This window comes from Achromobacter sp. KK8, assembly GCF_054188005.1.
Window position 1 is genome coordinate 6072723 of record NZ_CM135178.1, and the last position, 12859, is coordinate 6085581.

General features: G+C 70.0%; 9 protein-coding genes. 8 read left to right on the plus strand and 1 reads right to left on the minus strand.

Annotated features, from left to right (window positions below; all coding sequences use genetic code 11):
• The first annotated feature begins 5 nt into the window (after positions 1-5).
• From ACVN9Z_RS27800 to ACVN9Z_RS27835, 8 genes are all read left to right on the plus strand, one after another.
• Entirely contained in the window at positions 6-1295 is a 1290-nt protein-coding gene (locus ACVN9Z_RS27800) for an acetyl-CoA C-acetyltransferase (RefSeq protein WP_024069823.1), read from the plus strand.
• Complete coding sequence (locus tag ACVN9Z_RS27805) at positions 1295-3229, plus strand: 3-hydroxyacyl-CoA dehydrogenase NAD-binding domain-containing protein (RefSeq protein ID WP_054470576.1); 1935 nt, start codon at positions 1295-1297, stop codon at positions 3227-3229. Before ACVN9Z_RS27800 ends, ACVN9Z_RS27805 begins: the two co-directional genes overlap by 1 nt.
• A gap of 98 nt (positions 3230-3327) precedes the next feature.
• A complete protein-coding gene (locus ACVN9Z_RS27810) occupies positions 3328-4638 on the plus strand; it encodes an OmpP1/FadL family transporter (protein WP_024069825.1) in 1311 nt (436 codons plus the stop codon).
• Between the two features lie 60 nt (positions 4639-4698).
• Complete coding sequence (locus ACVN9Z_RS27815; protein ID WP_024069826.1) at positions 4699-7089, plus strand: 3-hydroxyacyl-CoA dehydrogenase/enoyl-CoA hydratase family protein; 2391 nt, start codon at positions 4699-4701, stop codon at positions 7087-7089.
• 136 nt (positions 7090-7225) lie between these two features.
• Complete coding sequence (locus ACVN9Z_RS27820; RefSeq protein WP_006387721.1) at positions 7226-8425, plus strand: acetyl-CoA C-acyltransferase; 1200 nt, start codon at positions 7226-7228, stop codon at positions 8423-8425.
• 18 nt (positions 8426-8443) lie between these two features.
• Complete coding sequence (locus tag ACVN9Z_RS27825) at positions 8444-8992, plus strand: DUF4442 domain-containing protein (RefSeq protein WP_006387720.1); 549 nt, start codon at positions 8444-8446, stop codon at positions 8990-8992.
• Complete coding sequence (locus ACVN9Z_RS27830; RefSeq protein WP_026384905.1) at positions 8953-9549, plus strand: chalcone isomerase family protein; 597 nt, start codon at positions 8953-8955, stop codon at positions 9547-9549. Before ACVN9Z_RS27825 ends, ACVN9Z_RS27830 begins: the two co-directional genes overlap by 40 nt.
• 2 nt (positions 9550-9551) lie before the next feature.
• Positions 9552-11246, plus strand: coding sequence for a long-chain-fatty-acid--CoA ligase (locus ACVN9Z_RS27835; RefSeq protein ID WP_024069828.1), 1695 nt, complete (start codon positions 9552-9554; stop codon positions 11244-11246).
• A 43-nt stretch (positions 11247-11289) separates the two neighbouring features.
• On the opposite strand, the gene ACVN9Z_RS27840 is transcribed toward ACVN9Z_RS27835, so the two are convergent.
• Positions 11290-12858 (minus strand): sulfatase-like hydrolase/transferase, encoded by a 1569-nt coding sequence (locus tag ACVN9Z_RS27840; protein WP_006387717.1) that lies wholly within the window; start codon positions 12856-12858, stop codon positions 11290-11292.
• Between the last annotated feature and the right edge of the window lies 1 nt (position 12859).

The window sequence follows — 12859 nt, forward strand, 5'->3', positions numbered from 1 at the left end:
ATCGGATGGCATTCAAACCGGTATACGTGGTCGACGGCGCCCGCACCCCTTTCCTGAAAGCGCGCTCGGGCCCCGGCCCATTCGCGGCCGGCGACCTGGCGGTGCAGGCCGGACGCGGCCTGTTGTTGCGCCAGCCCTATGCGCCCACGGACCTGGACGAGGTCATCGTGGGCTGCGCCGCGCCCTCGGCCGACGAAGTCAACATCGGCCGCGTGATCGCCCTGCGCCTGGGTTGCGGCAACAAGGTGCCGGGCTGGACGGTGATGCGCAACTGCGCGTCCGGCATGCAGGCCCTGGATTCCGCCATCGCCAACATCCAGACCGGCCGCTCGCAGCTGGTGCTGGCCGGCGGCACCGACGCCCTGTCGCACGCGCCGGTGCTGTTCTCGGACGACATGGTGCGCTGGCTGGCCAGCTGGTACGCGGCCCGCGGCATCGGCGCCAGGCTCGCCACGCTCGGCCGGCTGCGCCTGCGCCACCTGGCGCCGGTGATCGGCCTGCTCAAGGGCCTGACCGACCCCGTGGTGGGCTTGTCCATGGGCCAGACCGCCGAGAACGTCGCCACCCGCTTCGGCATCAGCCGCCAGGCCATGGACGCCTATTCGGCGCAGAGCCACGCGCGCGCGCTGGCCGGGCGCGCCAACGGCGCCTTCGCCGAGATCACGCCGCTGATCGACACCCAGGGCAAGCTGTACCCGGACGACGACGGCGTGCGCGAGGACTCCACGCCCGAAAAGCTGGCCAGGCTCAAGCCGGTGTTCGACAAGCCCTGGGGCAACATCACCGCCGGCAACAGCTCGCAGGTCACCGACGGCGCCGCGATGCTGGTGCTGGCCTCCGAGGAAGCGGTGCGGCGCTGGAACCTGCGACCGCTGGGCCGCATCGTCGACAGCCAGTGGGCCGGCCTGGATCCGGCCATGATGGGCCTGGGGCCGGTGCATGCCGCCACGCCGATCCTGCAACGCCACGGCCTGGGCCTGAATGACCTGGACTTGTGGGAGATCAACGAAGCCTTCGCCGCGCAGGTGCTAGGCTGCCTGGCCGCCTGGCAGGACGAGGCCTATTGCCAGGAACACTTCGGCACGCCGGCGTGGGGCGCGCTCGACCCGGCCCGCCTGAACGTGGACGGCGGCGCCATCGCCATCGGCCATCCAGTCGGCGCCTCGGGCGCCCGCATCGTGCTGCACCTGCTGGAGGCGCTCAAGCGCCGCGGCGCGCGGCGCGGCATGGCCGCCATCTGCATCGGCGGCGGCCTGGGTGGCGCGATGCTGGTCGAAACCTTGGAGAACCGCTAATGAACGCGCTGGAGACGCTCTCGCACTGGCGCCTGGAGCGCGACCCCGACGGCCTGGCGTGGCTGACGTTCGACCGCGCCGGCAGCGCCGTCAACGCCCTGTCGGCCGACACCATGGCGGAACTGGCGACGGTGCTGGACGCGCTCGACGCCCAGCCGCCCAAGGGCCTGGTGATCCGTTCCGGCAAGGCCACCGGCTTCATCGTCGGCGCCGACGTCAATGAATTCGCCGAACTGAACACGCCGGAGCAGGGCCGCGCCCTGGTGGCGCGTGGCTGGAACCTGTTCAACCGCCTGGCGGCGGTGCGCTACCCGACGCTGGCGCTGATCCAGGGCCACTGCCTGGGCGGCGGCCTGGAGCTGGCGCTGGCCTGCCGCTACCGCCTGGTGGAAGACGCGCCCGGCGCCTCGCTGGCGCTGCCGGAAGTCATGCTGGGCATCTTCCCCGGCTGGGGCGGCATGCTGCGCCTGCCCGCCGTGATCGGCGCGCCGGCCGCGCTCGACATGATGCTGACCGGCCGCGGCGCCGATGCGCGCCGCGCGGCGGCGCTGGGCCTGGTGGATGCGCGCGTGCCGACCCGCCTGCTGCAGGCGGCGGCGCGCGGCATGGTGCTGTCGGGCAAGCCGCCGCGGCGCGCGCGCGGCCTGGGCGCCTGGCTGAACCGCTGGCCGCTCAAGGCGGTGGCCGCCAACCGCGCCCGCAAGCAGGTCGCCGCCAAGGACCCGCTGGGCCACTACCCGGCCGCGCCGGCCATCATCGAACTCTGGGAAAAGCACGGCGGCAACGCCTTGCAGGCGCCCGCGCTGATCGACACCATCATCGCTTCGGACACCGCCCGCAACCTGCTGCGCGTGTTCCGGCTGCAGGAACGCCTGAAGGCCAACGGCCGCCAGGCCGGCATCGCCCCGGTGCGCCACGTGCACGTGGTCGGCGCCGGCGTGATGGGCGGCGACATCGCCGCCTGGTGCGCGCTCAAGGGCCTGACCGTGACACTGCAGGACCAGGACATGACCCGCATCGCGCCCGCCATCAAACGCGCCGCGGCCCTGTTCTCGCGCCGCCTGAAGGACCGCCGCGCGGCCCGCGCCGCCTTCGACCGGCTGGTGCCCGATCCCGCCGGCGGCGGCGTGCCGCTGGCCGACGTGGTGATCGAGGCCATCAGCGAGAGCCCCGAGGCCAAGCGCGGCTTGTACCAGTCGCTGGAGCCGCGCATGAAGGCCGACGCGCTGCTGGCCACCAACACCTCCAGCCTGTCGCTGGAAACGCTGGGCGCCGGCCTGGCGCGGCCCGAGCGGCTGGTCGGCATCCACTTCTTCAACCCCGTGGCCAAGATGCCGCTGGTGGAAGTGGTGCATGCGGACGGCACCGCCGCCGACACGCTGGCGCGCGCCAGCGCCTTCGTCGGCCAGATCGGCAAGCTGGCCCTGCCGGTGCGCAGCGCGCCCGGCTTCCTGGTCAACGCCGTGCTGGCGCCCTACATGCTGCAGGCCATGCGCAGCGTCGACGAAGGCGTGTCGCCCGCCGCCGTGGACGCGGCCATGGTGGCGTTCGGCATGCCCATGGGGCCGCTGGAACTGGCCGACACCGTCGGCCTGGACATCGCCCGCGCGGCGGGCCAGGAACTGGCCGGCGGCGCCGAGCCGCCGCGCTGCCTGGCCGAGAAGCTGGCGCGCGGCGACCTGGGCAAGAAGAGCGGCCGCGGCTTCTACACCTGGCGCGACGGCAAACCGGTAAAGGACGGCCAGGGCGCCGCCCGCGCGCCGGCCGGCCTGGCCGAACGCCTGATCCAGCCCTTGGTGGACGCCACCCGCGAGCGGGTCGAGGCCGGCGTGGTGGCCGATGCCGACCTGGCCGACGCCGGCGTGATTTTCGGGACCGGGTTCGCGCCGTTCACGGGCGGACCCCTGCATTACCAGAGCAGTCGCAGTGCGTAGCGCAGTAGAGAACCGGCGTATGCCGAGAGATTAGACCGGGCCGACGAGACCGGCAGTGCCATAGAGACACACATATCCAACATCGAGGAGGCAGTACCATGAGCAGACGTTCATTGTCCCTGAGCACCCTGTCCGCCATTGTGGTCGGCCTGGGCGCCACCAGCGCCGCCCACGGCGCCGGCTTTCAGCTCCTGGAGCAGAATGCCAGCGGCCTGGGCAACGCTTATGCGGGCTCGGCGGCAAATCCGGAAAACGCCAGCATCATCTACTACAACCCCGCAGGCATGACCTACCTGCCCGGCATCAATGTCTCGGGCGGCGTCAACCTGATCAAGCCGTCGTTCAAGTTCTCGGACAACGGTGACAGCCGCAATCCCACCGCGCTGGGCGGCACCCGCCCCACCGGCGGCGACGGCGGCGACGCCGGCAACCTGGGGGTCGTGCCCAACCTCTACGGCTCGTGGCAGCTGAGCGAAAAGTGGTTCATCGGCCTGGGCATCGGCGCGCCGTTCGGCCTCATGACCGAATACGACGACGGCTGGGCCGGCCAATACCACTCGAACAAGTTCGAGATCAAGACGATCAACATCAATCCCTCGATCGCCTACAAGGTCAACGAGAAATTCTCGATGGGCTTCGGCGTGAACTGGCAGCACATCGACGCCAACTACAAGAAGAAGACCGTGGTGCCCGTGGCCCTGCCCGGCGGCCGCACGGTCTTCACCAACGGCGACGCCGACCTCAACCTGAAGGGCGATGCCTGGGGCTGGAACGTGGGCTTCATGCTGCAACCCACCGAAGACACTCGCATCGGCCTGTCGTACCGTTCCAAGATCAAGCACACCGCCAAGGGCGACACCGATATCGACCACATCGGCCCCACCGGCCAGTCGGTCTCGTTCGACGCCAAGGCCTCGGTCGACCTGCCCGATACGCTGATCCTGAGCGCCACCCATCAGCTCAACGAGAAGTGGGAACTGCTGGGCGACATCTCGTGGACCGGCTGGAGCAGCATCCCCGACCTGAAGATCCGCAACTCCGGCACCGGCGCGCGCGATGACGACCTGCCGCTGAACTTCCGCGACACCTGGCGCATCGCCGTGGGCACGACCTACAAGTTCGCGCCGGACTGGAAGTGGAAGTTCGGCCTGGCCTACGATCAATCGCCGGTCCACAAGGCCGAGGACCGGCCCACCTCGCTGCCCGACAACGACCGCTACTGGTTCTCGACGGGCGTGCAGTGGCAGGCCACCAAGAGCACCACGCTCGACCTGGGCTATACCTATCTGTACCTGCGCAAGACGGATATCGACACCACGTCCGGCAACGCGCTGACGAAGGGCCGCGTCGCGGGCACCTATGACAGCAGCGGCCACATCTTCGGCCTGCAGCTGTCGTCCCGCTTCTAGCCCTGCCGGGGCGGATGACGGGCCGGTCCCGTCTTCCGCCCGCATTTTCAGGAGACTTCCTTGAGCAAGTTCGTCGTCAAACACGTCGCCGTGCTGGGTGCCGGCGTCATGGGCGCGCAGATCGCCGCCCACCTGGCCAACGCCGGCGTGCCCGTCACGCTGTTCGACCTTGCGGCGCCCGAAGGCGACCGCAACGGCATCGTCAAGAAGGCGCTGGCCGGCCTGAAGAAGCTCGAGCCCGCGCCGCTGGCCAGCGCCTCGCGCCTGGCCCTGATCACCCCGGCCAACTACGACGACCATATCGAACAGCTGCGCGGCTGCGACCTGATCATCGAAGCCATCGCCGAGCGCATGGACTGGAAGACGGCGCTGTACGAGCGCATCGCGCCGCACGTCGCGCCCGGCGCCATCATCGCCTCCAATACCTCCGGCCTGTCGATCGACGCGCTGGCCAACGCCCTGCCGGCCGCGCTGCGCGACCGCTTCTGCGGCATCCATTTCTTCAATCCGCCGCGCTACATGCGCCTGGTGGAAATCATCGCCACCGCGCACACCCAGGCGCCGGTGCTGGACCAGCTCGAGACCTGGCTGACCTCCACCCTGGGCAAGGGCGTGATCCGCGCGCTCGACACGCCCAACTTCGTGGCCAACCGCATCGGCGTGTTCTCGATCCTGGCCGCCATGCACCACACCCAGCGTCTGGGGCTGGGCTTTGACGAGGTCGACGCCCTCACCGGCCCCAGGATCGGCCGCCCCAAGAGCGCCACCTACCGCACCGCCGACGTGGTCGGCCTGGACACGCTGGCCCACGTGGTCGGCACCATGGACAAGAACCTGCCTGACGATCCCTGGCACCGCTATTTCACGCTGCCCGCCTGGCTGTCGGCCCTGATCGCCAAGGGCGCCCTGGGCCAGAAGAGCGGCGCCGGCGTCTACCGCAAGGCCGGCCGCGAAATCCAGGTACTGGACCTGCAGGCGCAGGACTACCGCCCCAGCGCCGGCAAGCTGGCCGACGAGGTCGCCGCCCTGCTCAAGGAACGCGATCCGGCCAGGCGCTTCGCCGCGCTGCGCGCCAGCGACCATCCGCAGGCCCAGTTCCTGTGGAGCCTGTTCCGCGACATCTTCCACTACAGCGCGGCGCAGCTCGGCCAGGTGGCCGACAACGCCCGCGACCTGGACCTGGCCATGCGCTGGGGCTTCGGCTGGGCCCAGGGCCCGTTCGAGACCTGGCAGGCCGCCGGCTGGCAGGCCATCGCCCGCGCCGTGGCCGAGGACATTGCCGCCGGCCGCGCCATGAGCGACGCGCCGCTGCCGGCCTGGGCCCTGGAACCGGACCGCCAGGGCGTGCACACGCCCGCCGGCTCGTATTCGGCGCGCAGCGGCAAGCTGCACCCGCGCTCGGCGCTGCCGGTCTACCGGCGCCAGCTGTTCCCCGAGCGCGTGTTCGGCGAAGGCCCCGACGACCGCGGCACCACGGTGTGGGAAAACGAAGGCGTGCGCCTGTGGAACCTGCCCGAGGTCGACGCCGGCATCGCCATCCTGTCGGTCACGTCCAAGAACCACACGCTGGGCGCCGAGGTGCTGGAAGGCATCCTGCAGGCCGTGGCGCGCGCCGAGCGCGAGTTCGATGGCCTGGTGATCTGGCATGACGCCCCGTTCGCCGTGGGCGCCAACCTGCAGCAGGTGTCCGAAGCCTGCGCCGCCGGCCAATGGGACATGCTGGAAGCCACCGTCGAGAAGTTCCAGCGCACCTCGCAGGCCTTCAAGTACGCGCAGATCCCCACCGTGGCGGCCGTGCAGGGCATGGCACTGGGCGGCGGCTGCGAATTCCTGATGCATGCCTCGCACCGCGTGCTGGCGCTGGAAAGCTACATCGGCCTGGTCGAGGCTGGCGTCGGCCTGATCCCGGCCGGCGGCGGCAGCAAGGAATTCGCCGGCCGCGCCGCGGCGCTGGCGGCGAAGACGGCCACGCCCGGCGAGGTGTTCCCGTTCCTGCAACCGGTGTTCCAGACCATCGCCATGGCGCGGGTCGCCAAGAGCGCCATCGAGGCCGTGGACCTGGGCTTCGCGCGCGAGCAGGACATCGTGCTGTTCCATCCGGGCGAGCTGCTGTTCGTGGCCATCGGCCAGGCGCGCGCCGCCGCCACCGCCGGCTACGCGCCGCCGCCGCGCCTGCAGGACGTGCCCGTGGCCGGCCGCAACGGCATCGCCAACTTCGAGATGGTGCTGGTCAACATGCGCGAAGGCGGCATGATCAGCGCCCACGATTACCGCGTGGCCCGCAGCGCCGCCGTCGCGCTTTGCGGCGGCGAGGTCGAGACCGGCGCCAAGGTCGACGAGGAATGGCTGCTGGCGGTCGAACGCAAGGAGTTCGTGGCGCTGCTGCGCACGCCCGAGACCCAGGCCCGCATCCGACACACGCTCGACACGGGCAAGCCATTGCGGAACTGACTCCCCCCCCGAAGCGCCTGCGGCGCTTCCCCCCAGGGGGCGCCGGTGGCGGACCGGCAAAGCCGGATCCGCGCGGCCCCGCTTGTGGGGGGCCGTGGCGGGCGTAGGGTGATCGTTATGGATACGAGGAAATGATATGAGCAAGCAGATTCAAGAGGCTTACATCGTTGCGGCGACGCGGCTGCCGGTGGGCAAGCGCAATGGGGTGTATGCCACCACCCGGCCCGACGACATGCTGGCGGCGGCGCTGCAGGGCGTGTTGAAGCAGACGCCGTGGCTGGATCCGGCGCGCATCGACGACGTCATCACCGGCTGCGCCATGCCGGAAGCCGAACAGGGCATGAACGTGGCGCGCATCGGGCTGTTGCTGGCCGGCCTGCCGCAAAGCGTGGCCGGCGTCACCGTCAACCGCTTCTGCGCGTCGGGCCTGCAAGCGGTGGCCGACGCCGCCGCCCGCATCCGCAGCGGCGAGGTCGACATCATGATCGGCTCGGGCACCGAGTCCATGAGCGCCATGCCGCAGATCATGGGCAACAAGGTGTCGCTCAACCCGGCCATCTTCTCGCATCCCGAGAACGTCGGCATGGCCTTCGGCATGGGCCTGACCGGCGAGAAAGTGGCCGAGCAATGGAAGGTGTCGCGCGAAGACCAGGACGCCTTCGCGCTGGCCTCGCAGCAGAAGGCCAACGCCGCCATCGCCGCCGGCCACTTCCGCGCCGAGACCACGCCGTTCGAGGTGGTGACGCGCCTGCCCGGCGGCTCCAAGGGCGACGTGCGCGAAACCCGCCGCCTGGTCGAGGTCGATGAAGGCCCGCGCCCCGACAGCAGCGCCGAGGGACTGGCGCGGCTCAAGCCCGTGTTCGCCGCGCGCGGCAGCGTCACCGCCGGCAACAGCTCGCAGATGTCGGACGGCGCCGCCGCCGTGGTGCTGGTGTCCGAGCGCGTGCTGCGCGAGTTCAACCTCAGCCCGATGGCGCGCTTCGTCAGCTACTCGGTGGCCGGCGTGCCGCCGGAAATCATGGGCATCGGCCCCATGGCCGCCATCCCCAAGGTGCTGGCGCGCGCCGGCATCGCCCAGGACGACCTGGACTGGATCGAACTGAACGAGGCCTTCGCCGCGCAGTCGCTGGCGGTGATCCGCGAACTCAAGCTCGATCCATCCAAGATCAACCCGCTGGGCGGCGCCATCGCGCTGGGCCACCCGCTGGGCGCGACCGGCGCGATCCGCACCGCCACGCTGATGCACGGCCTGCGCCGCACCGGCGGCAAGTACGGCATGGTGACGATGTGCATCGGCACCGGCATGGGCGCGGCCGGCCTGTTCGAGGCCATGTGACCGAGGCGATGTAAAGCGGTGAAGCCCTATTGGTTCAAACGCCTGTCGCCGGCCTGGCGCGCGCGCCTGATGCGGGTGGGATTCAACCTGCATCCGGCGTTCCGCGCCACCGGCGGCCGGGTGCTGCACGTGTCGCACGATTTCCAGCACATCCGCATCAAGCTGCCCCTGCTGCGGCGCACGCGCAACATCGTGGGCTCGATGTACGGCGGCTCGCTGTTCGCGGTGACCGACGGCGCCCATCCCACCATGCTGATGGCGGCGCTGGGCGCGGACCACATCGTGTGGGACAAGGCGGCATCCATCCGCTACCGCAAGCCCGCCTATACCACGCTGTATGTGGACTTCCGGCTGCCGCCGGGAGAAATCGCGGACATACGCAAGATCCTTGCGCGCGACCACGAGACCACCCGGACCTACACCGTGGAATTGAAAGACAAGGACGGCGTCGTCTACGCCGTCGTGGAACGCACGATCTACATCGCCGACAAGAAGTACTACAAGCAGAAAACCACTGGAGGAGACCCATGCGTGACATCATCCCCGGAGGGCGCGCCGCCGCCCTGAGCCTGGTCCTGGCCGCCTGCCTGGCGGCCGCCCCCGCGCTGGCCGCCGACGTGGAAGTGGCCGGCGTGCGCGTCCCCGCGCAGTTGTCCGAAGGCGGCCAGGCGCTGGTGCTGAACGGCGCCGGCCTGCGCACCAAGTTCGTCGTCAAGGTCTACGTGGCGGCGCTGTATGCCGGCGCCAAAAGCCAGGACGCCGCGGCCTTGATCAACAGCAACGCGCCGCGCCGCATGCGCCTGCAACTCTTGCGCGATGTCGACAGCAAGAGCCTGGACGCGGCGCTGCAGGAAGGATTGCGCGACAATACGTCCAAACAGGAACTCGCCGCCCTGCAACCGTCCGCCGCGCGCCTGTCCGCCCTGATGGCCGAGATCGGCTCGGCCCGCGAAGGCGACGTGATCGACCTGGACTTCGATGCCCGCGGCGTGACGATCACCGACAACGGCAGGCAGCGCGGGCGCATCGACGACCCCGCCTTCGGCCGCGCGCTGCTGCGTGTCTGGCTGGGCGACAATCCGGCGCAATCCTCCCTGAAAAAAGCCCTGTTGGGAGCCCCGTAAAGATGGAACGAATCTGGCAAAAGAGCTACCCCGCGGGCGTGCCCAGGGACATCGAGCTCGACAGCGCCACCACGCTGGTCTCGATCGCGCGTGACAGCTGCCGGCGGTTCGCGGACAAGCCCGCGTACCTGAGCATGGGCAAGACCATGACCTACGCCGAACTCGACCGCCTGACGCGCGACTTCGCCGCCTGGCTGCACGCCAACGGCCTGCGCAAGGGCGACCGGGTGGCGCTGATGATGCCCAACCTGCTGCAATATCCGGTCTGCCTGTTCGGCACGCTGCGCGCCGGCTGCGTCGTGGTCAACTGCAACCCGCTGTACACCGCCCACGAACTGGAGCACCAGCTGGCCGACGCCGGCGCGCGCGCCATCGTGGTGGCCGACAACTTCGCCGCCACGCTGCAGAAGGCGTTGCCCAACACACCCGTCGAAAAGGTGCTGGTGACCTCGATCGGCGAACTGCTCAGTCCGCTCAAGGGCCGCCTGGTGGACTTCGTGGTACGGCGCGTCAAGCGCATGGTGCCGGCCTGGTCGATCCCCGGCGCCCTGCGCCTGGGCCAGGCGCTGCGGGCCGGCCGCGACGCGCCCTTCGAGGAAGTCGCGCTGACCCAGGACGACCTGGCCTGCCTGCAATACACCGGCGGCACCACCGGCGTGGCCAAGGCCGCCATGCTGACCCACCGCAACCTGGCCGCCAACGTCACCCAGGCCCACGCCTGGATCAAGCCGCTGGTCAAGGATGGCGAGGAATGCATCGTCACGGCGTTGCCGCTCTACCATATCTTCGCGCTCACGGCGAACTGCCTGGCCTTCATGAAGATCGGCGCCAGCAACCTCCTCATCATCAATCCGCGCGACATCCCCGGGCTGATCAAGGAGATGGCCAAGGTGCCCTTCAGCGCCTTCACCGGCGTCAACACACTGTTCAACGCCCTGCTCAACCATCCCGACTTCGCCAAACTGGATTTCTCGCGCCTGCGGCTGACCATGGGCGGCGGCATGGCGGTGCAGCGCGCCGTGGCCGAGCGCTGGCTGGCCGTCACCGGCCGCTCGCTGGCGCAGGCCTATGGCCTGACCGAGACCTCGCCGGCGGTGACCATCAACCCGCTCGACGTCAAGGCCTTCACCGGCTCCATCGGCCTGCCGGTGCCATCGACCGACCTGTCGATCCGCGACGATGACGGACGCGAACTGGGCGTGGGCGAACGCGGCGAGATCTGCGTGCGCGGCCCCCAGGTGACGCAGGGCTACTGGAACCGGCCCGACGAGACCGCGCTGGTGATGACGCCCGATGGCTACCTGCGCACCGGCGACATCGGCTACGTCGACGAAACCGGCTACGTTTTCCTGGTCGACCGCAAGAAGGACATGATCCTGGTGTCCGGCTTCAACGTCTATCCCAACGAGGTCGAGGATGCCGCGGCGCTGCATCCCGGCGTGCGCGAAGTGGCGGCCATCGGCGTGCCCGACGAACGCTCGGGCGAGGCGGTCAAGCTGTACGTGATCCGCAAGGATCCGAACCTGGACGCCGAAACGCTGATCGCGCATTGCCGCACCCAGCTCACCGGCTACAAGGTGCCGCGCTACATCGAGTTCCGCGACGACCTGCCGCGCACCAACGTCGGCAAGATCCTGCGGCGCGAACTCAAGCCGGCCACGGCCGACGCGCCGCACAAGGATACGGCCGGCGCCTGACGCCGGCCCGGGCGCGGCGGCGGGCGCCGCCGCCCCTGCCCGCTCACCACTGCCCGAAGAACACCCCGGCGCGCTTGTGCGCATTGGTGCCCTGCTCGACCGCCGCGTCGCTCATGGTGGTGCGGCGCTTGCCACGCAGCATCCAGTCCAGCAGGCGCTCGCGCAGCTGCGCCCGCACCGGCGCATGCGCTGCGCTGGCGCCCAGGTCCTGGAACTCGTCGGGATCGGCCTGCAGGTCATACAACTGCTCGGGCTCGTCCAGCCAGTACACGTAGCGCCAGCGGTCGGTGCGCACCGACCAGGCGCGCGCGTTCTGCGGGGTCTTGCCGCGCAGGATGCGGGCCTGGCGGAAACTGTAGTCCAGCTCCGAGAACACGCAGTCGCGCCACGGCTCGTCCGCGCCGCGGCCGTGCAGCACGGTCTGCAATTCGCGCCCTTCCAGCCGGTGCCAGGGCCGCGGCGCCTCCAGCGCGCGCAGCACCGTGGGCACCAGGTCCACGCTTTCCACCATGTCCGCCAGCGCCTGGCCGCGGGTGGCGTCGGCCGCCGCCGACGGGTCCATGACGATGAAGGGCACCCGTTGCACGGTGTCGTAGAACAGTTCCTTCTCGCCCAGCCAATGGTCGCCCAGGAAATCGCCATGGTCCGCCGTGAACACGATGAGCGTATTACGCATCAGGCCCGCGCCTTCCATGTAGTCGAACAGCCGCCCCAGGTGGTCGTCGAGCTGGCGGATCAGGCCCTGGTAGGCCGGGCGCACCACGCGCACGCACTCGTCGGTCGAGAAGCTGACGCTTTCCTCGTGCTGGCGATAGGCCGCCACCACCGGATGCGCGCCGGCCAGTTCCTCGCGATTGCGCCGCACCGGCAGGCATTGGTCGGCCGTGTAGCGCTGGTGGTAGGGCGCCGGCGCCATGTAGGGCCAGTGCGGCTTGACGTAGCTCAGGTGCAGCACCCAGGGCTGGCCGCCGCGCTGCTGCATGAAGCGCAGCGCCTGGTCGGTCATGTAGGCGGTTTCGGAGTGCGGCTCGGCCACGCGCGACGGCAGGTGCGCGTTGCGCATGTTCCAGCCGCTGACCACCTGGCCGCGCGCGTCGACGCCGGCGATGACGTAGTCGGTCCAGGGGTCGGCGCTGTCGTAGCCCTGGCTGCGCAGGAAGGCGGGGTAGCCGCTTTCCTTGCCCGGCTCGTGGTGGCCGTCGTAGCGGTCGACCTCGATGAAGCCGCCGCGCGACAGCAGCGCGCCCAGCTCTGAGCCGCCGTCGATCGACAGGCGCTCCATGCCGGCGCGGTCGGGAATGACGTGGGTCTTGCCCGCCAGCGCCAGGTCGCGCCCCTGCCCCGCCAGGTATTCGCCCAGCGTGATCTCGTTGACCGACAGCGGCACCCGGTTCCAGGTGGCGCCGTGGCGCGAGGGATAGCGCCCCGTGTAATAGCTCATGCGCGACGGGCCGCACACGCCGGAATTGACGAAGGCGCGGTCGAAGCGCGCGCCGCGCGCGGCCAGCGCGTCCAGGCTGGGCGTCCGCAAATAGGGATGGCCATAGCAGCTCAGGTGGTCCGCCCGCAGCTGGTCGGCCATGATGAACAGCACATTCTGCACGGTACTCATC